This window comes from Rhodococcus aetherivorans, from assembly GCF_011058165.1.
GTDB classification, from domain to species: domain Bacteria; phylum Actinomycetota; class Actinomycetes; order Mycobacteriales; family Mycobacteriaceae; genus Rhodococcus; species Rhodococcus aetherivorans.
In genome coordinates this window covers 1-22,339 of sequence record NZ_JAALEG010000042.1, presented here as the reverse complement: position 1 = coordinate 22,339, position 22,339 = coordinate 1, and the positions used below count along the sequence as shown (strand labels likewise).

The following is a 22,339-nucleotide window of genomic DNA, read 5'->3' as shown; positions in this document are numbered from 1 at the left end:
GGTTCACGGGGCGGCGACGCCGACGCCGCGCCACTCGTCGACGAGCAGGGTGGGTTCGTAGCCCACGACCTGATCGGTCAGGGTGGAGCCGAGCTCGAAGAACACCAGCGGGATCGCGAGCGCGTTGTCGCTGACCAGCTTCGACACGTTGCCGAGCTTGCCGGCGCGCGCCTGCGGATCGGACTCGCGGTTGGCCGCATCCAGGGCCTCCTGGAATCCGGGGGCCGTGCTGCGGGACGGGTTCTGCGGAGACTCCGCCCCGTACAGCGAGGAGAACAGCAGGGCGGGATCGGACCGGCCGGTGAAGGTGGTGACGACGGCGTCGGCGTCCCCGCGGTTGAACGTCGGGGAGGCTTCGGACGGCGGCATCGGCTTCAACTGCATGTCGATGCCGACCTCGGTGAGCTGTTGCTGCACGATCTGGGCCACCTGCACGTTCTCGGGCAGGTTGAGCAGGATCGCAGTGAAGGAGAACCCGTTCGGCAGTCCCGCCTGTGCCAGGAGCTCCCGCGCCCTGTCGGGGTCGTACGGGTAGGCTCCGGCCAGGTCGGGCTCGTAGGCGAAGTAGTCCTTCGGGAAGTTCTGCGTCGCGGCCTCGGCGTGGCCCTCCATCGCGGTGTCGGCGATGGACTGCCGGTCGATCGCGTACGCCAGCGCCTGCCGCACCTCCGGCTTGCCGAACTCCCCGCGCGACCGGTTGAGGTTGACGGCCATGTGGTCGAGCCGCAGCGCCGTCTCGACCCGAAGGCCCTGCTGCTCGGCGGCATCGATGGTCAGTGGCGTGGTGATGGCGGCGTCCAGGTCTCCGGAGGACACGGCGTTGAGCCGGGCCTGCGGATCGGTCATCACGGTCCACACCACGCTGTCGGTGCGGACCGCGTCGGGATCCCAGTAGCCGGGCCGCGCGGCGAACTCGTACTCGGCGCCCGGCTGCGCGCGGGTGACCGTGTAGCGGCCGGCACCGGCCGGGGTGAGCGCCAGCGCGGCGTTCTTCTCCGGGGTTCCGAATGCGTCGGGGTCGACGATCATCCCGGCCAGGTCGGACAGCGCGAGGACGAGCTGGGCGCCGGGCCGGTCCAGCGCGAGCACGACGGTGCGATCGTCGGGGGTCGTGATGCCGGTGACCCCGGCGAGCATCGGTGCGGTCACCGAGTCCGGTTCGAGGGCGCGGTTCAGGTTGGCCCGGACGGCGGCCGCGTCCACGGGGGAACCGTCGGCGAAGCTCACCCCCTCGCGCAGATGCAGGGTGAGGGACTCGTCCGTCAGCTCCCACGATTCGGCCAGGCCGGGGACGGGTTGCGCGTCGACGTCGCGGTGCACGAGCCGGTCGTAGACCAGGTTGAGCATCGTGGCGTCACTGGTGATCTTGGTCTTGTGCGGGTCGAAGGAGGACGCGCCGAAGACCGTCGCGTAGCGCAGGGGGATCGTCGGGTCGGTGACACCCGAGTGCTCGGACACCTCGGAGCCGCACGCGGCCACCAGCACCGCGCACGTCCCGAGGGCGGCCGTCCACCGCCGGATGGAAAACCTGCCCGTTGCGACCGGCATCTCGCCCCTTCCTCGAAGCGCTCGCGCGCACAGTCGATTTCAGGACGGACGTCGATGCGCACGGCCTGTTACCGACCGAACGTAGGGGCTTGTGACATGCCGCACATCGCCGTTCCCACTGAACGAGACCGTGCGGGAACAGGTGGTCAGCCGAGCGTGCCGAGAAGGGTGGAATTCACCTCCGCGGCCGGGACCATGGGCATCGTGTGGTGCGTTGCTCCCTCGACGATCACCGGCCGCAGCCGCGAGCTCGTCGCCGCGACCGCGGCCGCCACCCGCGCGCTGTCGTGGATCTTGCTGCCGGCCGCGAGAATCACCGTCGTGTCGACCGCGAGACCGGCGAGGGTGGGACGTGCGGGGCGTTTCGGGACGACCAGCTTCGCCGCCGGGAAGTGCTCGGCGCCCTGGGCGGCGAGGTTCAGCCAGTCCGCGTCGAGGGGCCGGCCGCCGGTCTCCCACGCGAGGAAGCTGCGCTGGCGGTGGCCGCTCGGCCGGAGTAGCAGGGGGATCGCGCGGGCGAGGTACTGTGCGCGCATCCCGGCGAAGCACGAATTCGGATCGAGCAACACTATGTTCGAGATCCGCTCGGGGCGTTCGAGCGCGTAGGCGAGCGCGATCATCGCCCCGTACGAGTGGCCGGCCAGCCGGAACGAGGACAGGCCGAGCGTCGCCGCGATGCCGTCGAGCCACGACAGCAGATCGTCCACGCTGCGCATCGGCTTTCCGTGCGCGACACTCCGTCCCACGTCACCGATCGGATCCACCGCCAGGACCCGGTACCGGGTGGCGAGCGCGGCGGCGTTGGCGAACCACACCGTCGACGTCGCTCCCCCTCCGGGCAGCAGGAGGACCGGCGGCGCGTCCTCGCGGCCGCAGACGTTGATATGCGTTGTGCCGAATTCCGATTCGACCGTCACTGCGCCGACGTCCGCCGGCCACTTCGCGAGCACGGCATCGTAGGCGCGGAGGAACTGCCTCCCCGCAGTGGAGGCCGCGAATTCTGTTGTCGACGCACGCGGCATCGCCTTCCCCCATCGTCCGGATCAGCCGGTCGGTCCGGCCATCCCGTAGAACCGTTCGACCCGCATCGTCAGCACGAGCCGGCGGTCGGCGACCATCGCGTCCCGGAACTCGTCCCAGTCCGGGTGTTCGCCCTGCACCGCCCGATACAGGGCGACGAGTTCCTCGACGGTGTCGTCGTGCGGGTCCTTCGCGACGGGCGACAGTTCGGCGGTGCCCTCCGCGACCGCGTACGCCCAGCCGTCGGCGGCGCTGACATACAGGCTCACGCGCGGGTCGCGGCGCATGTTCGCGGTCTTGGCCCGCCCGTCGGTGATGGAGACCGAGAACGTCCGGGCGCCGGGGTCGTAGTGGTACACGATGTTGGAGAGCTGCGGCCGCCCGTCCCGCTTCAGCGTGACGAGGGCGCCGATCTTCGTTGCAGCGAAGAGTGATTCGATCCTGTCTGCGGGCGCCGTCATGGGATCACCATCTCTTTCCGTGGGAACGGTAGCGCTTGACGTACTCCACCCAGTTCCAGGTCGACAGGAACCCCTGCGCCGCCTCGTACCCCTTGGCGAACTGTGCCTCGATCTCGGACTTGTCGAGGTGGAAGTCGAGGACCCCCACCTCGGTCGAGTCGACCCGGATCGTGCGGGCGCTGACCCACGGCTGGTTGAGGTGGGCCTGGTCGCGGCCGACGAGCACGGTGGTGACGATGCCCTCGATCAGCTCCGGGGAGTCGCCGAGGGCCGAGAACGGACGCAGCAGCCGCAGCGGTGGGAGGACCTTGTCGTTGTCGGCGGGCAGGTTCGGCAGCACGGTGACGCCGAAGGTGGGCCAGCGGGGTTGCTCGGTGTCGATCCGGTCGAGCGAGTCGATCGGGAAGTTCGACAGCAGCCCGCCGTCGACCAGTGTCGACGTCAACCCGGACGTGGCGGTGAGCGTCGCGGGCCGGAAATAGAACGGGATCGACATGGACGCGCGCACCGCGTCGGCCACCGACTGCTCGTCGGGATCGAGGCCGTAGACCGACCGGTAGTCCCACGGCAGCCGGACCAGCAGGCCCCGCGTGATGTCCGTGACGGTGACCACCAGCCGGTACCGTCGCTCCTCCGGGATGTCGTCGTCCTCCATCCGCAGATCCCCGAAGGTGCTGACGCCCAGGTCCTTCAGCGTGTCCCGGATCCAGGCGTGCGCGTAGTCGCCCTGGTAGATCCCCGACCCCCGGAGCACCCCGAATGCGGGACCCAGCAGGGGAATCCGTTCGACGGGCCCCGGGTCGAGGAACTTGCGGTACCTGATCCCGAAGACGGCGTCGCGCATCTGCTCGCCCGTCCATCCGGCCTTCGATCCGGCCGCGACGATGGCGCCGACCACCGCCCCCGCGGACGTGCCCGACACCCGGTTGAGCCGGTATCCGGCGTCGGCCAGAGCCACGACGGCACCGGCGAGGCCGATGCCCTTCACCCCGCCGCCGGCGAGGACGAGGTCGGCGACGTCCGGATGCGGGGCTGCGGTCATCGCACACCCCCGAGGCCGCGTCCGCCGCCCGGGACGATCCGTTCGCACCCGTACATGGCCGCCTCCTCCTGCACCGCAGTGCCGCATCGACGAACTGTTCGCGGGACGGACGCACCCGGCTCCCCTGTCCCGTTCACACTATGCCGGGCACCGTGCGAACGCTGGCAGGAAATCGCGGTCCGGACTGTGAAGTGGCGGCTGAACGGGAGGATCTCGTGTCGAGGGGGCGCCTGTTGCGGCGAACGCCGAGAGGCCGGCGCAGCAACCGCCCCTTCGACGCGACAACCGCCCGGTCAGCTCGGGCGGGCGTCGGGGTGTTCGCGCACGAAGTTGAGATACGCCTTCGACGGCGTCGGGCCGCGCTGGCCCTGGTACTTCGACCCGACGGCGGCGCTGCCGTAGGGGTGCTCGGCCGGGCTGGTCAGCCGGAACAGGCACAACTGCCCGATCTTCATCCCCGGCCACAGCGTGATCGGCAGGTTGGCGACGTTGGAGAGCTCGAGGGTGATGTGCCCGCTGAAGCCCGGGTCGATGAACCCGGCCGTGGAGTGGGTGAGCAGCCCGAGGCGGCCGAGCGACGACTTGCCCTCGAGCCGGCCGGCGAGGTCGTCGGGCAGGCTGCACGTCTCCATCGTCGAGCCGAGCACGAACTCGCCCGGGTGCAGCACGAACGGCTCCCCGGGCGGGGCCTGCACCAGCGAGGTGAGCTCGTCCTGGCGCTGCGCGGGGTCGATGTGCGTGTAGCGGGTGTTGTTGAAGACGCGGAACAGGCTGTCGAGCCGTACGTCCACGCTCGACGGCTGCACCATCGCCGCATCGAAGGGGTCGATGCCGAGACGCCCGGAGGCGACCTCGGCGCGGATGTCGCGATCGGAGAGCAGCACGAGGTAGAGGCTAACAACTCGCACCGGGCGGCTCCGAGAGCGCTCGAGGTTGTCAGCCGCGCCGGATGTCCGTCGCCGCCGGTCGCGTCAGCGGGCCTGCGACGACATCGTGAGCAGAAAATCGGTGCAGGCCTCGATCACCTCGTCCTGGCTCAGCGGGCTGTCGCCCTCGAGCCACGCCGTGAGCACCTGTGCGAGGCCGCCGACGACGAAGTGCGCCGCGAGGTCGAGCCGGGGCGTCGAGCTCACCTCGAAGAAGTCCACCGCCTGCGCCGTCACCAGCCCGGCGAACATGCGCGACGACTCGAGTCGCCGGCTCACCAGCTGGGGGTTGGCCTGGCTGACGGAGAAGATCAGCCGGCCCATGCGCGGGTCCTCGGCGACCTCGCGGACGATGTTCTCCACGCCGGCCCGGACCACCGACCGTTCGTCGCGCGGTGCCTCCGTGACCGCGCGCAGGGTGCTCTCGGCGATCCGCTGGATCACGTGGTCGTACACGGCGACGGTGAGTTCGTCGCGGTCGGGGAAGTTTTCGTAGAAGTAGCGTGAGGCCAGGCCGGTGCGCTTGCACACGCCGCGGACGGACAGGGTGTGATCGCCGTCGGGTCCGCCGAGGATGTCGAGCCCGGCCTCGATGAGCTGCGCCCGCCGTTCCGCCTGCCGCTGTTCTCCCCCGCGTCCCCCGTAGAGCCGTCCTGTCACCATCCGTCCATCTTCTCAGGAGAGCTCTTTACCCCGATCATATATGTGACTACAGTCGTGTTCACATATAGGACGGACGAAGGGATCGACCTCGTGACCACCCTCGAGAAGCCTGCCGAGTTCGACGACGTCATGGACGGCCTCGGCCTCATGGCCGGCGCGGCGAACGTCATCATGCAGCTGTCCCACCCCGGCGTCGGCTACGGCGTCGTCGAGAGCCGTGTCGCCTCCGGCCGGCTGTTCGACCATCCGATCAAACGCACCCGCACCACCCTCACCTACCTGGCGGTCGCGGCCACCGGCACCGACGAGGAGAAGCAACTCTTCCGGCGCGCCGTCAACACCGCCCACCGCCACGTCCGCTCCACCGAGGCGAGCCCGGTCGAATACAACGCCTTCGACCCCGAACTGCAGCTGTGGGTGGCCGCGTGCATCTACCGCGGCTTCGAGGACGTGCACCACGCGCTCTACGGACCGATCCCGGCCGAGGCCGTCGAGTGGTACTACCGCAAGGGCGCCACCTTCGGCACCACCCTGCAGGTCGAGCCCGACATGTGGCCGATCGACCGCGAGGCGTTCGAGGAGTACTGGAACGAAGCGCTCGCCAAGGTCGACATCGACGACGTCGTGCGCGACCATCTCTACGCCATCGCCGCCATGCGGTTCCTGCCCCGCCCGATGTCGCTGCTGTTCGGCCGGCTCAACCTGTTCCTCACCGCCGGCTTCCTGCCGCCGATGTTCCGCGACCGGATGCGGCTGCCGTGGAGCCCGCGCGACCAGCGCCGCTTCGACCGGCTCATGCGCACCCTCGGGGCGGTCAACTCGCGGCTCCCGGTGGCGCTGCGCGAAGCCCCCTACCGGCTGCTCATGGCCGATCTGCGCCGGCGGATCCGGACGGGCCGTCCGCTGGTCTAGCCCCTCCGGGGCCGGTACGCAGCCACATCAGCAGCTGCCGGTAGACCTCGTCGTCGTTGAGCAGCGTCAGATGGTGCGCCGGCGCCCGGTGCATGCCGTCCTCCATGCGGAAGCCGATGCGCCGGGTCCGGCCGTGCCCCGACGCGCTCGGCACCAGGACGAGTCCGTCCCCGAGCAACCGCCCCAGCGGATGAGCCGGGCTGCGCGTCAGGGTCGCCGACACGAAGCAGTGCATCGCCCCGTCGAGCAGGGGCACCTCCCGGCACACGGCGCGGCGCAGGTCGTCGATGCCGCGACCGGACCAGTCCTCGTCCACCACGGCGCCCTGGTTCAGGTCGCGGATGCCGGCGCTGCGCCGTCGCAGCAGCGTCCCGAACGGCCGCAGCTCCGGGACTGCGACGAGCGCGGCGCTCGCGTAGTGCACCGCCTGCTCGAGCGGCGCCCCCAGATGCGGGGATCCGAGCGAAACGACATGGCGCACACGATGAGTCCACGCCGCATCGGTCTCGGTGCCGTAGAAGCAGGCGCTGCGCGCGACGAGCCCACCCATGGAATGGCCGATCAACGCGAGCTGCTCGACCTTGCGCGGCCACGCCCGCACGAGCGCGTCGAGCAGCGCCGACAGCTCCCGACCGTTCGCGGAGATGCGCCGGCCCGTGTTGTAGCGGACGAACACGGACGTGCAGCCGAGATCGTCGACGAGTCGTTCGCCGTAGGTGCGGCGGCCGCCGAACCGCCACGTCGTCTCGGTCTCCATCAGACCGTGGACGAACACCACCACGCGGCCCGTCGCGTGCGGGAACGCGCGGGCGAGGCCCTCGGTCGTGAGTGGCACGGCCCGGCTGTCCACCCGCACCGACATCGGCAGCGCCAGCGGTGAGCCCTCGGCCTCGAGGACGTCGCCGATGAGGCCCTCGACCGCGGCGATCGCCATCGCCCCGCGGACGCTCTCCGACGGCAACCGGTCGCCGGTGGACTCCGCGAGCCCGAGCGCGGCCAGCTTCCCCGTCGCCGCGGCGGCACCCCTGATCGCGGAATAGACCCCGTCGGCGATCGCGTCGTGCGCGGCCTTCACCGCGAGCGCCGGCGTCCCGACGCCCAGTGCGACCGCCCCGAACACCCGGTCGGAGATGCTGCGGTGCATCGCCTGCACGCCCCCGGTCGCCGCGCCCACCTCGTCCAGCAGCAGCCGAGCCAGCTCGGACGCCTCGGACCGCTCCCCCGTGGCCTTCATGCTCCCAGTGTGGGGGTGCGACGCGCCGCTGTCGCGGCGGGTGCGAGCGGGAGGTTCCGGCGACGAGGGGGTGGTTCCGGAGGCCTCCACTCGGCGTTTGCCGCAACAACCTCCCCCTCGAAACGGAACGCTCCGGGGTGGATGTGACGTCGTCCGTGCGGAGTCTGCTACAGTGTGCGACGAGCGTGGACGGAGCCGAGAAATCGGCAAAAGCCCAGCGTGCCGATGTAGTTCAATGGTAGAACATCAGCTTCCCAAGCTGAATACGCGGGTTCGATTCCCGTCATCGGCTCTCCCGAAGGCCCCGGACCGCGCATCGCGCAGCCGGGGCCTTCGTCGTCGGCGGGTCGGCGCCCACATACCGGCTAGCCGACCAGCAGCACCCCGGTGAGCGCGGTCGCGGCGACGATGATCGTCGAGGCGGCGGCGAGAGCGAAGGGCCGCCACCCGACACCGCGCAACACGGACAGCCGGACCCCGGTGCCGAGCGCGAACATCGCGGCGGTGAGCAGCGCGGTCTGGGTCAGTCGCGCGGCGTCGAGCCACCCCGGTCCGAGAACACCGGTGGCCCGCAGCGCCACGCAGGCGAGGAATCCGACCAGGAACAGCGGCACCAAGGGCGGTCGCCGCGTCTGCGTGGGCGTGGCGGTGCGGCGTCGTGACGCCACCCCGATCCACGCGACCACCGGCGCCAGCAGCGCCACCCGGGCCAGCTTGACCGTCACTGCAATGGCCAGGGCACCGCCGCCCACCGCCGCGGCCGACGACCCCGCGTCGAGCGCGCCGCCGGCCGCGACCACCTGCGCCACCTCGTGAATCGCCGCGCCGGCCCACATTCCCGCCTGTGTCGAGTCCAGACCCAGGGCGGCCGCAGCCGCGGGAAGAGCCGGAATCATCACGGTGCCGAAGACGACGACCAGCGCGATGGTGGTCACCAGTTCCCGCTTACGTGCGTTCACCACGCCGTCGACCGCGGCCGCGGCCGCGGCACCGCAGATCGAGAAACTGCACGCGATCAGCAGCCGTTGCGTCCAGCCGATCCCGAGCAACTTCCCGAGCGCCATCGACCCGGCGATGCCCAGGCCGACCACCGCAGCGACCACCGCGAGCGTCCCCCACCCCAGTGCCAGCACGTTCGGCAGCAGCAGTTGCAGACCGAGCAGCGCGACTCCGATACGGAGCAGCCGCCGCGAGGCGACGGTCACACCCGGCTCGAAGACCGTCGGCAGCGTTCCCAGATTCGCGACCACCGCGCCGAGCAGGATCGCGATCAGCAGAGGGCTGATCCCACCCAACAGGCGCGCCGCGACAACTGCCACCGCCGCCGCGGCGGCAGACAACACCAATCCGGGCAGCGATGCACGCGCCCGTTCGAGCGCGACCTTCCCGTTGAGCCGGGTGCCGCGGCCGCCGCTGCGCCCGTCTCCGCCTCGGCCGCCCGACTCGGCCTGGCCGGTCCCCACGCCCGCGGCCGGCCGCGTATCCGCTTCGCCCGACGTGTCGTGGTCGGGATCCCTGCGGTCGGACTCCGCGGCCGCGGTAGCATCCAGCACGCTGCACACTCTCCTTCTTCGTCATGTCGGCCCGGGCATCCCGGCCCGGTCGAGGTATTCGACGTGGGGTCGGGTCCGTCAGGCTCGGTGGGTGACCGAGATCTGTTCCACGTCGGTGCATTACGGACACTTCGCGGTGACCGGCTCGCCGGGATCAACGTCGCCGCGATCGAACGGGCCACGGTCACCGACCCGGCTGGGGACCTCCCCGCAGGGCCTGAATTGCGACGCACCTCACGGTATCCGGATTCGGCAGGGCATACTGTCCCTATCGGGACACGGTGTATTCGATATGGGACGCCGCGTTCGCGCGGATGCCGGTGTCATACCAGCGCGTTCCCGGCCTGCACGGCGGTGTCCGTCCGGTGTTGGGCGCGCCATTGCCTTGGGCTGCAGTCGAATTCGTTGCTGAACCAGCGGGAGAAGTTGCTTGCCGAGGAGAAGCCGAGCAGATCGGCGACCTCGGTGAGCGAGTAGCGGCGGCCGGCGACGAGGTGTTCGGCCAGGTCCACGCGGGTGGCGGTGAGCACCGCGGTGTAGTTCTGCCCTGCCTCGGCGAGATGGCGGTGTACGGTGCGCCGGTCGACCCCGAGGCTGCGGGCGACCTGCTCGACCGAGCATCGCCCGGTGGGCAGCAGCAGTTCGATCAGCTCGCGGACCCGGGTGACGGGCGTCGCCTCGGGCCGGGTGTCGATGGTGTCGAGGAATTGGCGCGCATACGGTCCGATCGAGGGACCCGACATGGCGTTGGGAGCGTCGAGATCGCTTGTGTAGAGGACAATTCCGGAGAACTCCTGGTCGAACTTGACCATCGGGCCGAACGCCTCGAGGTGGGCGCTGGTGTCCTCGGGGGCGAAATGGGTGAAGCAGACCGCCAGGGGCTGCCAGCGGCCGCCGCGGAAATCGCGTAACAGCCCGTGCAGTACCCCCATCGCCAGTTCCGTGGCCTGCCGGGTGTCGGCGGGTTCGCCCAGCTCGAGCCCCACCCGGATCGTCGCCACGTCCTCTGCCTCGACCAACCGCAGCCGCAAAGCCTCGTTGTACATGTGCTGATAGCGCATCAGGAACTTCAGCGCACTGCGGACGTCGGGTTCCTCCCGGATGACCAGGCTCACCGGGCCGAGGCTGGCAAAGCGCCGACGCTCGACGAGCCGCAGCGCGAAGTCGGGGCAGCGGGTCGCGGCGGCCGAGCGTTCCAGCAGGCGAGCGATCGCGACGGCGGGGATCCACCGGTCCGGCAGCCCCAACCCGGCGGGATCGAGCCCGACGCTGCGCAGCAGTGGCGTCGGATCCGTGCCCAGCGACGCGCACAGGTCGGCGTACCCTGTGATCGCGGCGTAGCGGGCCAACGGCTTCATGTCCGGCCCCACCTCTCGCCCCGGAGAGAACACCTATGTCACCTCAAGATACGCTCGATCCGGCGGTGAGACACGCCCCGGATGGCGCCGATCGAAATCGCCGCCGGGGACACCGATGATCACGTGCACCGTGTCGCACCGACGGCTGTTCGGCAGCGCGGGGACGGTCCCCCGCGCGGGCGGCGGCCGCGAGTGCGTGCGTCGGCGGTCGTGGGTGATCGTCATCATCGTTGTTCGGGTTCGTGGAGGAAGGCGTCGATCACCGGGGCGAGTCTGCCGGCGTTGGTGATCGGTTCGATATGTCCGCCGTTGTGCAGGTACAGGGTGGCGTGGGGTAGCAGTCGGTGCAGGATGTGGGCGTTGACGATCGGAACGATGGGGTCGTCGGTGCCGGCGACGATCAGGGTGGGTTGGCGGATGAGGGGAAGCATCGGCAGGCTGGTCCACACGGCGCCGGCGAGCAGCTGGTGCAGGTAACCGATCGTCGATCCGGCGTGGGACTGGGTGTCGAAGAGGGCGGCGATGTCGCTGCCCTGGTTTCTCGCGGTGCCGCCGTAGATCTGGCCGGCGATCGCTGCGGTGTGATCGGGGTCGGTGAACCGGCGACCGGTGAGCATCTTGGCGAGCACCCGGGGATGTCCGGGCACCATGAGCGCCCCGGTGGCGGTGGCGACGAGCACGAGTCGCCGGCACCGGCGCGGGTTCTGGAAGGCGAACTGCTGGGCCAGCGCGCCGCCCCAGGACAGGCCGAGTACGTCCACCACGCCGATACCGAGCCGGTCGAGGACCCGTCCCAGCAGCCGCGCCAGGTAGCCGAACCCGTAGGGCGCGAACGAGGTCCGCGACCCGCCGACGCCGGGGACGTCGAACCGGACGATCGTGGTGGCCGGGTCGAGGGCGGCGACGAACGGGTCGAGCACCTCGAGCCCGGCGCCGATCCCGTTGCACAGCACCAGCGGCACCCCCGACCCGCGCCGGATGTGGACCCGGATGCGTTGCCGGCCCACGGTGAGGGTGCGCTGCGTGGTGCGAGCGTCTCCGGTCATCGGTAGACGACGACGACCTCGGCGACGCACACCGGCCGCGTCCCGCCCCGGATCTCGTAGGTGAGGGTGAACACGGCCTCGATGCCGGCGGGTTTCTCCACTGCGGCGGTGAGGGTGACGGTGGCGCGCAGTTCGGCTCCGACCGGGACCGGCGCGGGGAATCGGACCTTGTTCACCCCGTAGTTCACTGCCATCCCGAGGTGGTCGATGGCGAGTACCTCGGCGAGCACGATCGGCGTCAGCGACAGGGTGAGGTAGCCGTGCGCGATGGTGGTGCCGAACGGTCCGGCCACCGCCCGGTCGGGGTCGGTGTGGATCCACTGGTGGTCGCCGGTGGCGTCGGCGAACCGGTTCACCTGCTCCTGGGTGATCTCGCGCCAGTCGGTGCGGCCGAGTTCGTGCCCGACCAGGTCGAGCAGTGCTTTCGGGTTGTCGAGTGTGGTGGTCATGATGTCGCTTCCTGAGGTCGTGGTGGGTCAGATGTGGTGTACGTAGGTGCCGGGAGCGGGGTCGAGCGGGGAGTGGCCGGCGCCGCCGAGCGTGGTGGGTGCGGCGACGGTGGCGCCGCTGCGCGCGGCGAGCCAGGTGGTGTAGTCCGGCCACCAGGAGTCGCGGGTGACCGTCGCGCGGTCGAACCATTGCTCCGGGGTGTCCGCGTCGACGGGCCCGACCCGGAAGGACGCCTTGGGGTTTCCGGGTGGGTTGACCAGCGCGGCGACGTGCCCGCTGGTGGAGAGCACGAACCGGGTGTCGGCGCCGCCGAGCAGGGCGGCGCTGCGGTGGCAGGACTGCCATGGCGAGATGTGGTCGGCGATGCCGCCGATCACGTACGCGTCGGCGGTGACCGCTCCGAGGTCGATCGGGGTGCCCAACAGGTCGATCGTGCCGGGGGTGGCCAGCGCGTTGGTAGCGCCGATACGGACCAGGTCGCGGTGCAGGCCGGCGGTCATGCGAGTGGTGTCGGCGTTCCAATGCAGCACGTCGAACGGCGCGGGCGGGCGTCCCTGCAGGTAGTTGTTGACCCAGTAGCGCCACACCAGGTCGGTCGGGCGCAGCCAGGCGAACACCTCGGCCAGCTCGTCCCCGTCCAGGAAGCCCCTGGACTGCGAGCGTTCGATCGCGGTCTCGGCGGTGCGTGCGTCGAGGGCGGCGGCGGCGAACCCGGCCTGGGCCTGGTCGAGCACGGTCACCGCCAGGGTGAGCCCGGCAACCCGGTCGCCGTGGCCGGTGGCAGCCAGGTACGCGGCGGTCGTCGCGGCCAGGATCCCGCCCGAGCAGCTGCCCTGCAGATGCGTGCGGTCGGTGCCGGTGATCCCCTGGACGGCGTCCATCGCCTCGAGGATCGCGCCGCCGTAGGTGTCGAGGTCCCAGTCCCGATGCTCGGCGTGGGGGTTTCGCCAGGAGATGGCGAACACCTGCTGGCCCTGGGCGACGAAGTACTCGATCATGCTGCGACCGGGGGCGATGTCGGTGATGTAGTACTTGTTGATCACCGGCGGCACCATCAGCAGCGGCACCTCGCGCACGGTCGCGGATTGCGGAGCGTACTGGATCAGCTCGAACACCGGGGTGCGCAACACCACTGCCCCGGGTGTGACCGCGACGGTCTCGCCGAGGGTGTAGGCGCCGTCTTCGATCATCGCCGGCACCCGCGGCTTGGTGGCCATGTCGCGGGCGAACGCGCGCGCCCCGCGCAGCACGGACAGGCCGCCGGTGTCGATGAGCGCCTTCCACCCGAGCGGGTTGAGCAGCGGATTGTTGCTCGGCGCGAGGCCCTCGACGAGGTTGTCGAGCACGAACCGCATCCGTTCGGTGTCGCGCCAGTCCAAGCCCGCGTCCGCGAGCAGGGCATAGGCGGTGTCGGCGGTGGCGAGGTAGGCCTGCATGCTGCGGTGCAACCAGGGGTTGTTCTGCCACGCCGGGTCGGCGAATCGTTTGTCGCCCTTGCCGGGTGCGCGGTCGGCGCGGCCGGCGGCGACCGCAGCGAGTTCCTTGGCCAGGTTTCCGCCGCGGTGCGCGAGCGTGCCCGGGCGGGTGGCCAGCCCGCCCGCGAGCCGGGCCCAGGATCGGTTGGGCAGCATCCGGCCGGCCACGCCGCGGGCCGAGCCGGCCAGCAGCAGGTCCAGCGGCGCGGCGAGCTCGTCGGGGCGGTGTGCCGGCTTGGTGGTGGTGGTGGTCATGGTCGGTTGCTGCTTTCGAAGGTCGGGATGGTGATGTCGCGGCGCAGGATCTTGCCGGTCGGCCCCTGCGGCAGGGTGTCGAGGATCCAGATGTGGCGCGGATACTTGTAGGCGGCGACCCGCTGTTTGACGAATGCGACGATCTCGGCGGGATCGGCGCTCGCGCCGGGCTTGAGCGTGACCGCGGCGCCGATCTCCTCGCCGAGGCTGGCGTGCGGGATGCCGACCACCGCGGCCTCCGCCACGGCAGGGTGCTCGTAGACGACCTCCTCGACCTCGCGGGGGTAGACGTTGAACCCGCCGCGGATGATCAGGTCCTTCTTGCGGTCCACGATGTAGAAGTAGCCGTCGGTGTCGATGCGGCCGATGTCGCCGGTGGCGAACCAGCCGGCCGCGTCGATCGCGGCCGCGGTCGACTCGGGCAGGTTCCAGTAGCCCTTCATCACGTTCGGTCCCGCGATCTGGATCTCGCCGGGCTGGTCGGCCGGAACCTCGGCACCGGTGCCGTCCACGACACGCATCCGCACGCCCTCGATCGGGGTGCCGATCGAGCCGGTCTTACGGACGCGGTCCGGGTGGTTGAACGAGGCGACCGGGGAGGTTTCCGACAGCCCGTAGCCTTCCAGGATCACCGCGTCGAAGGTCCGCTCGAAGTCGGTGAGCACTGCCACCGGCAGCGACGCGCCGCCCGAGACGCACACTCGCAGGCTCGCCGTCGCCGCCGCGTCGAGTTCCCCGGCGACACCGAGCATCGCGGCGTACATGGTCGGCACGCCCTCGAACACGGTGACCCGGTCGCGGGCGATCACCTCGAGCGCGACTCGTGGGTCGAACCGCGGCACCAGTGTCAGCGTGGCACCCACGAGGACCGAGGCGTTGAGCCCACAGGTGAGCCCGAAGACGTGGAACAGCGGCAGTGCGCCCATCACGACGTCGTCGGGTCCGATCTGGATCAGGGTGCGGGCGGTCACCTCTGCGTTGCCGGCCAGTCCGGCGTGGGTGAGTTCGGCGCCCTTGGGCTTGCCGGTGGTGCCCGAGGTGTGCAGGATCACCGCGGTGTCCTCACCCGCCCGCGCCACCGGCGCGGCCTGCGCCGGCAGGTCGGCGGTCAGCCGGGCGAGGTCGTCGTCGTCGACCAGCCACAACCGGGCGTCGGCCGCGTCGGACGCGGCGCGGGCCTGCTCGGCGAACACCGGGGTCGCGAACAGCGCCGACGCGGCGGTGTTGGTCAGGAAGAACTCGATCTCGCGGGCCTTCAGCAGGGGGTTCATCGGCACCGCGATCGCGCCGCGCCGCAGGATGCCGTAGAACACGATCGCGAACGCCGCGGTGTTGGGCAGCATCACCGCGACCCGGTCACCGGGTGCGATCCCGGCCCGCTCGAGCAGGGTTGCCACCCGCGCCGCGGCCGCGTCGAACTCGGCGAACGCGAGCGTGTCCTCGCCGCACCGCAACGCGGTCTTGCCGGGGTAGTTGCGCGCTGACACAACGAGATTGGTACTGAGATTGGTCATGCTGTGGTTCTCCGGTGTGGTTCGAGAAAGGGGTCGTGGTCGGTGGTCGTCTCCGAACCGGCGTGGGGCCGAAGGGGCACGCACAGCGCCGGAGCCCAGCGAATGGAGCCGAGCACCCCGGTCAGCCACGCGATGCGGGCGGCGGCGTCGGACCGGGTGCGCGTCAGCCGGGCGAGCCACTCGGTGGGTTCGCTCGCGTGGGTGGCCGGCGCGGTGATGCTCACAGTCCGAGGTCCCGTCCGATGATCTCCTTCATGATCTCGTTGGACCCGGCCCAGATCTTGGTCACCCGTGCGTCCTTCCACGCCCGCGCGACCCGGTATTCGTTCATGAACCCGTAGCCGCCGTGCAGCTGGACGCAACTGTCGAGGATCTGGTTCTGCACCTGCGAGCTCCACCACTTGGCCTTCGCGGCGTCCACCGCGGTGAGCCGCCCCTCGGTGTGTGCCTGCACGCACCGATCGACGAACGCCTGCGCCACCTCGAGCGTGGTGACCAGTTCGGCGAAGAGGAACTTGTTGTACTGGAACGAGCCGATCGCCTGGCCGAACGCCTTGCGCGCCCGGGCATAGTCGAGGGTCTCGGCCAGGATCGCCTCGGCGTGCGCGAGATTCGACACCGCCGCGCAGATCCGTTCCTGCGGCAGCATTCGCATCATGTGCGCGAACCCGCCGTCGACCTCGCCGATCACGTTCGCCGCCGGGACCCGGACGTCGGTGAAGAACAACTCGGCGGTGTCGGACTCGGGTTGGCCGACCTTGTCCAGCTTGCGGCCCCGTTCGAAGCCCGCCGTGCCGGTCTCGACCGCGAACAGGGTGATGCCCTTGGCCTTCTTCTCCGGACTGGTCTTCGCCGCCACGATCACCAGGTCGGCGTGGTAACCGTTGGTGATGAACGTCTTGGACCCGTTGAGGATCCAGTCCTCCCCGTCGCGTCGGGCGGTGGTCTTCAATCCGGCCAGGTCCGAGCCCGCGGCCGGTTCGGTCATCGCGATCGCGGCGACCAGTTCACCGGTGCAGAACCCCGGCAGCCACCGCTGCTTCTGCTCCTCGGTGGTCAGCTCCACCAGATACGGCGCCACGATGTCGTAGTGGATGCCGAAACTCGACGCGATCGCGGCACTCACCCGCGAGAGTTCCTCCCCCACAACAGCATTGAACCGGTAGTCTCCCGCCGCGCTGCCACCGTACTGTTCGGGTACCTCCAGACCGAGCAGGCCGAGCTTGCCCGCCTCGATCCAGATCTCGCGGTCGATGAACCGCTGCTCGATGATCCGCTCGTGCTCCGGAATCAGGTGGCGCTGCGTGAAGTCACGCACCGTGTCACGAAAGGCGAGGTGGTCGGCGGTATAGATGGTCCTGGTCATCGATCTTCCTGAGGGGTGGCGACGGGTGTTTTCGAGCACGTCGGGCAGGTGGCCGCCTCGGCCGGCTGCATCGACGATCCCGGTGCTGGGGACGTGGCCCGCGGAGTGCGGGACTCGATCGAGAACCCATGTGGGTCTTCGGCTTGCCACTCCACGGTAGCCGAACCGCACCCACCGTACTTATCTCATCGGGTCAGCAGACTATTCGTATCGGGACAGGGTTGATGGCGCACAGACCACACCGCCTGCAGTCCACGCGAATCCGATGAGCACCGTTGTCGCACACCGACGCCGCCCCGGTCGGCTCGATCGACCGACACCGTCCCACACCATCACGCCCCTCGCATCCGGGATGCAGCCGGCTCGAACCCGGCGGGATGCACGTCCCGGGCCGGCGAGGCCGCTGGATCGCCGCAGCGTCCCGAAGCGAATATTTGGAGTCCCGCCAGGATAAGTATCCATGGGATGGTCCGACTAGAGTTGGGTTCATCACAGCACGGGCCACCCGGTGACCGCCCTCACAAGCCGAACCGGCGCACCCGAGCGAATCCAAAAGCTGTTCCACAGCACAACGTTTCGGATCTCCGAGTCGTCACGACGCGAGCACCCGGGACCGAGAAGGAGAATACCGTGGCGAAGGCCGTTCGTTTCTACGAGACCGGTGGACCGGAGGTCCTGCGGTGGGAGAACGCCGAGGTCGGGGAACCCGGCCCGGGCGAGGTCCGGATCCGCCACGGTGCGGTCGGCCTCAACTTCGCCGACACCTACTTCCGGACCGGGCTCTACCCGGCCGCGTTGCCCGCCGGCATGGGCGTCGAGGCGGCGGGTGTGGTCGAGGCCGTCGGCACCGGCGTGTCGCACGTGCGGGAGGGTGACCGCGTCACCTACACCGGCAGCCCGCTGGGCGCCTACAGCACCGAGCGGGTGATGCCGGCCGAGCACCTGATCACGCTCCCGGGCGGGATCGCGTTCGAGACCGCGGCGTCGATGACCATGCGCGGGCTCACCAGTGCGTATCTACTGCGGCGCATCGTCGCGCTGGACGCCGGGGACACGGTGCTGCTGCACGCCGCCGCAGGCGGGGTCGGCTCCATCGTCACCCAATGGGCGAATCTGCTGGGCATCAACGTGATCGGCACCGTGTCCAGCGACGCGAAGGCCGAGATCGCCCGCGCCAACGGCTGTGCACACGTGATCGTCTACACCCGCGAGAACGTCCCCGCCCGGGTCCGCGAGATCACCGACGGGGTCGGAGTGCCGGTGGTGTTCGACAGCATCGGCGCCTCCACCTTCGCGACCTCGCTCGACTCGCTGGCCCGCCGCGGCCTGCTGGTGTGCTTCGGCACCGCGTCCGGACCGATCCCGCCGATCGACGCGATGTCGCTGGCGGTGAAGGGCTCGCTGTTCGTGACCCGTCCCGCGCTGGCGGACTACATCGCCGACCCGGCCGAGCGGGCCGAACTGGCCGGCGAGGTGTTCGGCCACGTCGCCGCCGGCCGTATCCGCATCGACATCAACCAGCGCTACGAGCTGGCCGACGCGGTGACCGCACACCGCGATCTCGAGGCCGGCGCCAGCATCGGCACCTCGGTCTTCACCCTCTGAACCCGGCGAATACCCGACACCGTCACCGAACCCCAATTCTTCTAGGAGACAACGCAATGTCTGTCACGATCGAGATGCCCCGGCGGACACGGACGGTGACCCCGTTCCGGATCGAGCCGTTGACCGCCACGATCGGTGCGGAGCTGTTCGACGTGGACCTGGGCGAGGTGTCGCGCGACGACGCCCTGTTCGCCGAGCTGCGTGCGCTGCTGCTGCGTCACAAGGTGCTGTTCCTGCGCGGGCAGGACTTCACCCGCGCCGAGCACGTCGCGCTGGCGGAACGGTTCGGCCCGCTCGAGGATCACCCGGTGGCCGGCAGCGACCCCGACCATCCCGGGCTGGTGCGGATCTACAAGGACCTCGACAGCGCGCCGGAGCACTACGAGAACGCCTACCACTGCGACGCCACGTGGCGGCAGAACCCTCCGATGGGTTCGGTGCTGCGCGCCGTGGAGATCCCACCGGTCGGCGGCGACACCGTCTGGGTGAACATGGCGCTGGCCTACACGCGGCTGCCGCAATCGGTGAAGGACCGGATCGACGGGCTGCGCGCCCGCCACAGCATCGAGGCCAGCTTCGGTGCGAACATGCCCCTCGAGGCCCGGCACGCGCTGCACGAGCGGTTCCCCGACGCCGAGCACCCGGTGGTGCGCACCCATCCGGAAACCGGGGAGAAGATCCTGTTCGTCAACGCCTTCGCCACCCATTTCGTCAACTACCACACCCCCGACAACGTCCGCTTCGGCATCGACTACGCCCCCGGCGCCGGGGATCTGCTGCGCTACCTGATCAGCCAGGCCGCGATCCCGGAATACCAGGTGCGGTGGCGCTGGACCCCCGACAGCGTCGCCATCTGGGACAACCGATCCACGCAACACTATGCGGTGCAGGACTATTGGCCCGCAGTACGCAAGATGGAACGCGCCGGCATCGTCGGCGACGCCACCTTCTGACCCCTCCCCCGTCCCGTTCACCCTCACCAACCCCACCACAACTCTGATCGGAGCACCACCATGCACTTCCACGACGACGCCCTGTTCCCGGAGAACCAGGAGAAGCTGGTCATCACCGTCGCCCCCTACGGCCCGGAGTGGGACATCGACGACTTCGCCGAGGACCTGCCACTGACCATGGACGAGCACGTGCAGAAGGCGGTGGACTGCTACGAGGCCGGCGCGACCGTGCTGCACATCCACGTGCGGGAACTCGACGGCAAGGGCTCCAAGCGGCTCTCGAAGTTCAACGAGCTGCTGGCACGGCTGCGCGAGGCGGTACCCGAGATGATCCTGCAGGTCGGCGGCTCGATCTCGTTCGCACCCGAAGGCGAGGGCGCGGACGCGAAGTGGCTCTCCGACGACACCCGCCACATGCTCGCCGAACTCGACCCCAAGCCCGACCAGGTCACCATCGCGATCAACACCAATCAGATGAACATCGTCGAGCTGATGACCGCCGACGACATCGCCGGCACCTCCTTCGAGCGCCCCGAGGTCTACGACGCCTACCGCGAGATGACCGTCCCGGCCGGGCCGGGCTGGGTCGAGGAGCACCTGCGCCGGCTGCAGGCCAACGGTATCCAGCCGCACTTCCAGCTCGCCAACATCGCCCAGCTCGAGACCGTGGAGCGGTTGATCCGTCGCGGCGTCTACACCGGCCCGCTGATGGTGACCTGGGTCGGCATCGGCGGCGGCTTCGACGGTCCCAACCCGTACAACATGATGGAGTTCATCCGCCGCACCCCCGACGGGGCGGTGCTCACCCTGGAAACCCTGATGCGCAGCGTGCTGCCGGTCAACACCATGGCCATCGCGATGGGCCTGCACGCCCGCTGCGGCACCGAGGACACCCTGTGGGGCCGCAAGGGCGAGAAGATGACCTCCGTGGCGCAGGTCGAACAGCTCGTCCGCATCGCGAACGAACTCGGTCGCGAGGTCGCCACCGGCAAGGAGGCCCGCGAGATCTACAAGCTCGACGAGCACTACACCAGCGCCGAGGAGACCCTCGCCAAGATCGGCTTCGCACCCAACCGCCGCCCCGGCCAGCGCGGCTTCACCCAGCACGCCTGACGCAGCATCCGCGTGACCCGCGGGGCGTGACACCACGCCCCGTGCCGCGCCCCCGGGCACGCGGAACCCTTTCTCCCACCGGCCGTCAGCACCACAAACTTCACCCCCAGCCATCGCGCTCCTCCCCACCCCACCCGAGGTTTAGGAAGATCATGTCCTCTCTCACCCCCACCGCGCCGGAGCGGACCGCGACCGTGTCGGCGCCGTCTCGCCGCAGCGGGCGATCCCGGTTCTACCCGTGGCTCGTGTTCGCACTCACCTTCGGGCTGCTGCTGTCGGACTACATGTCCCGGCAGGTCCTCAGTGCGGTGTTCCCGTTCCTGAAAGCCGAATGGTCGCTGTCGGATTCGCACCTCGCATCGCTGAACAGCGTGGTCGCGTTGATGGTCGGGTTGCTCACCCTGCCGCTGTCGATGCTCGCCGACCGGTGGGGCCGGGTGCGCAGCCTCGTCGTGATGGCCGCGTTGTGGAGCGTGGCGACCCTGCTGTGCGCGGTGGCGGGCTCCTACGAGCAGATGCTCGGCGCCCGGTTCCTGGTCGGGGTCGGTGAGGCCGCCTACGGCAGCGTCGGTATCGCGGTCGTGCTCAGCGTGTTCGCGCCGCGGCTGCGGGCCTCGCTCTCGGGTGCGTTCATGGCCGGCGGCTCGTTCGGGTCGGTGATCGGCGTCGCATTCGGCGGGGTCATCGCCGTGCAGCTGTCCTGGCGCTGGTCCTTCGCGTCGATGGCGATCTTCGGGCTGATCCTGGTCGCGCTGTTCTGGGCCCTGGTCAGCGAGCGCAAGCTCGCCCGCCACGCCATCGACGACGACACGAACACCACCCACACCGAGGCGCCGGGCCCGGTTGCACGTGCCCCGATTTCGAGCCTGTTCACCAACCCCGCGGTGCTGTGCGCCTACATCGGCGGCGGGCTGCAGATGTTCACCGCCGCCGCGCTGATGGCGTGGCTGCCCAGCTTCTTCGGCCGCTCCTACGGGCTGGCCGCGGACAAGGCCGCCGCGATGGCCGCGGTCTTCGTGCTGCTCATCGGCGCCGGCATGATCGTGTGCGGCATCGTCGCCGACCGGGCCGCCCGCATCGACCCGGCCCGCAAGTGGACGGTCGCGATCGCGATCAGCCTCGCCGCCGGGGTACTGCTGATCGTCGGGTTCCGGCTGCCGGTCGGCACCGCCCAGCTGGTGCTGCTCGGACTGGGCGCGTTCTTCTCCGCCGGCTCCACCGGCGCGGTCACCGCGATGGTCGCCAATCTGACCCACCCCACCGTGCGGGCGTCGGCGTTCGGCACCACCACCCTGGCCAACAGCCTGCTCGGGCTGGCCGCGGGCCCGTTCGTCGTCGGTGTCCTCGCGGACAGGATCAGCCTCGCCAATGCTCTGCAACTTGCGCCGCTCGTCTACCTGGGCGCGGTCGCGGTGCTGCTGGCCGGCAAGCGCGTCTACCCCGCCGGCGTCCGCAAGCTCGCCACCCTGTCCGCCACCCCCGCGCAGCAGACCGGAGCCGACAAGTGAGCACCCTCGATACCACGACCGTGGTGATCGTGCCGGGCCTGCGCGGCCACGTCGCCGAGCACTGGCAGACCCTGCTCGCCGCGCGGCTGCCGAAGGTGACCACGGTCGAGCCGCTGCAGCGCGACAAGTTCGGTCTCGCCGCCCGCGTCGCCGCCCTCGACGAGGTCGTCGCCGGCACGACCGGCCCGGTGCTGCTGGTCGCGCACAGCGCCGGTGTGATGATCACCGTGGCGTGGGCCCAGCGCCACGACCACCCCGTCGTGGGCGCGTTGTTGGCCACCCCACCCGACCTCACCGTCGTCCCGGGATACACCGCTCCGGAGAACCGGGCCGTGGT

21 protein-coding genes and 1 tRNA gene are annotated in these 22,339 nt (G+C 70.1%); 7 read left to right on the top strand and 15 right to left on the bottom strand.

The window, feature by feature from the left end; all coding sequences use genetic code 11:
* Positions 1-3: 3 nt before the first annotated feature.
* The 6 genes from G6039_RS17190 to G6039_RS17165 form a co-directional block, all read right to left on the bottom strand.
* Positions 4-1,548, bottom strand: coding sequence for an ABC transporter substrate-binding protein (locus G6039_RS17190; RefSeq protein ID WP_043798448.1), 1,545 nt, complete (start codon positions 1,546-1,548; stop codon positions 4-6).
* 146 nt (positions 1,549-1,694) lie between these two features.
* A complete protein-coding gene (locus tag G6039_RS17185; protein WP_043798450.1) occupies positions 1,695-2,570 on the bottom strand; it encodes an alpha/beta hydrolase in 876 nt (291 codons plus the stop codon).
* A gap of 21 nt (positions 2,571-2,591) precedes the next feature.
* On the bottom strand, positions 2,592-3,029 hold the full coding sequence (locus tag G6039_RS17180) for a PPOX class F420-dependent oxidoreductase (RefSeq protein WP_006947587.1): 438 nt from the start codon (positions 3,027-3,029) through the stop codon (positions 2,592-2,594).
* 4 nt (positions 3,030-3,033) lie between these two features.
* Entirely contained in the window at positions 3,034-4,071 is a 1,038-nt protein-coding gene (locus G6039_RS17175; protein WP_043798453.1) for a patatin-like phospholipase family protein, read from the bottom strand.
* Positions 4,072-4,364: 293 nt separating this feature from the next.
* A complete protein-coding gene (gene dcd, locus G6039_RS17170) occupies positions 4,365-4,955 on the bottom strand; it encodes a dCTP deaminase (protein WP_006947585.1) in 591 nt (196 codons plus the stop codon).
* 87 nt (positions 4,956-5,042) lie between these two features.
* A complete protein-coding gene (locus G6039_RS17165) occupies positions 5,043-5,660 on the bottom strand; it encodes a TetR/AcrR family transcriptional regulator (protein ID WP_006947584.1) in 618 nt (205 codons plus the stop codon).
* 90 nt (positions 5,661-5,750) lie between these two features.
* Here G6039_RS17165 and G6039_RS17160 point away from each other — a divergent pair, with 90 nt between their 5' ends.
* On the top strand, positions 5,751-6,572 hold the full coding sequence (locus G6039_RS17160; RefSeq protein WP_006947582.1) for an oxygenase MpaB family protein: 822 nt from the start codon (positions 5,751-5,753) through the stop codon (positions 6,570-6,572).
* Here the strand turns inward: G6039_RS17160 and G6039_RS17155 are convergent.
* A complete protein-coding gene (locus tag G6039_RS17155) occupies positions 6,523-7,806 on the bottom strand; it encodes an esterase/lipase family protein (protein WP_043798456.1) in 1,284 nt (427 codons plus the stop codon). The two genes, G6039_RS17160 and G6039_RS17155, sit on opposite strands and share 50 nt — an antisense overlap.
* A 221-nt stretch (positions 7,807-8,027) precedes the next feature.
* Between G6039_RS17155 and G6039_RS17150 the strand changes: the two genes are divergently transcribed.
* Positions 8,028-8,098 (top strand) — tRNA-Gly (locus tag G6039_RS17150).
* Between the two features lie 73 nt (positions 8,099-8,171).
* On the opposite strand, the gene G6039_RS17145 is transcribed toward G6039_RS17150, so the two are convergent.
* From G6039_RS17145 to G6039_RS17110, 8 genes are all read right to left on the bottom strand, one after another.
* Positions 8,172-9,368, bottom strand: a complete 1,197-nt coding sequence (locus G6039_RS17145; RefSeq protein ID WP_043798458.1) for a YeiH family protein — start codon at positions 9,366-9,368, stop codon at positions 8,172-8,174.
* A gap of 314 nt (positions 9,369-9,682) precedes the next feature.
* Positions 9,683-10,717: an AraC family transcriptional regulator gene (locus tag G6039_RS17140; protein WP_006947579.1), complete on the bottom strand. Its 1,035-nt coding sequence runs from the start codon at positions 10,715-10,717 to the stop codon at positions 9,683-9,685.
* Positions 10,718-10,941: 224 nt separating this feature from the next.
* Complete coding sequence (phaZ, locus tag G6039_RS17135) at positions 10,942-11,763, bottom strand: poly(3-hydroxyalkanoate) depolymerase (protein WP_043798462.1); 822 nt, start codon at positions 11,761-11,763, stop codon at positions 10,942-10,944.
* Complete coding sequence (locus tag G6039_RS17130) at positions 11,760-12,212, bottom strand: MaoC family dehydratase (RefSeq protein ID WP_006937051.1); 453 nt, start codon at positions 12,210-12,212, stop codon at positions 11,760-11,762. Before G6039_RS17130 ends, phaZ begins: the two co-directional genes overlap by 4 nt.
* 27 nt (positions 12,213-12,239) lie before the next feature.
* A complete protein-coding gene (locus tag G6039_RS17125; protein WP_043798465.1) occupies positions 12,240-13,943 on the bottom strand; it encodes a PHA/PHB synthase family protein in 1,704 nt (567 codons plus the stop codon).
* Positions 13,940-15,457, bottom strand: a complete 1,518-nt coding sequence (locus tag G6039_RS17120) for a long-chain-fatty-acid--CoA ligase (protein WP_043798467.1) — start codon at positions 15,455-15,457, stop codon at positions 13,940-13,942. Before G6039_RS17120 ends, G6039_RS17125 begins: the two co-directional genes overlap by 4 nt.
* Positions 15,454-15,681 (bottom strand): hypothetical protein, encoded by a 228-nt coding sequence (locus G6039_RS17115; protein ID WP_006937055.1) that lies wholly within the window; start codon positions 15,679-15,681, stop codon positions 15,454-15,456. Before G6039_RS17115 ends, G6039_RS17120 begins: the two co-directional genes overlap by 4 nt.
* Positions 15,678-16,823, bottom strand: coding sequence for an acyl-CoA dehydrogenase family protein (locus tag G6039_RS17110; RefSeq protein WP_006937057.1), 1,146 nt, complete (start codon positions 16,821-16,823; stop codon positions 15,678-15,680). Before G6039_RS17110 ends, G6039_RS17115 begins: the two co-directional genes overlap by 4 nt.
* Positions 16,824-17,453: 630 nt before the next feature.
* Between G6039_RS17110 and G6039_RS17105 the strand changes: the two genes are divergently transcribed.
* The 5 genes from G6039_RS17105 to G6039_RS17085 form a co-directional block, all read left to right on the top strand.
* The gene (locus tag G6039_RS17105) at positions 17,454-18,428 is read left to right on the top strand and encodes a quinone oxidoreductase family protein (RefSeq protein WP_006937059.1); all 975 of its coding nucleotides are present in this window, start codon (positions 17,454-17,456) and stop codon (positions 18,426-18,428) included.
* A 56-nt stretch (positions 18,429-18,484) separates the two neighbouring features.
* Positions 18,485-19,381 carry a TauD/TfdA dioxygenase family protein gene (locus G6039_RS17100; RefSeq protein ID WP_043798470.1) on the top strand — a complete coding sequence of 299 codons (897 nt, stop codon included), beginning with the start codon at positions 18,485-18,487 and terminating at the stop codon, positions 19,379-19,381.
* 60 nt (positions 19,382-19,441) lie between these two features.
* Positions 19,442-20,494, top strand: a complete 1,053-nt coding sequence (locus tag G6039_RS17095; protein ID WP_006937062.1) for a beta-keto acid cleavage family enzyme — start codon at positions 19,442-19,444, stop codon at positions 20,492-20,494.
* Positions 20,495-20,646: 152 nt separating this feature from the next.
* Complete coding sequence (locus G6039_RS17090) at positions 20,647-22,002, top strand: MFS transporter (RefSeq protein ID WP_006937064.1); 1,356 nt, start codon at positions 20,647-20,649, stop codon at positions 22,000-22,002.
* Positions 21,999-22,339, top strand: a 341-nt coding sequence (locus G6039_RS17085) for an RBBP9/YdeN family alpha/beta hydrolase (protein WP_338148580.1), incomplete at its 3' end; no start/stop codon positions are given. The genes G6039_RS17090 and G6039_RS17085, both read left to right, overlap by 4 nt.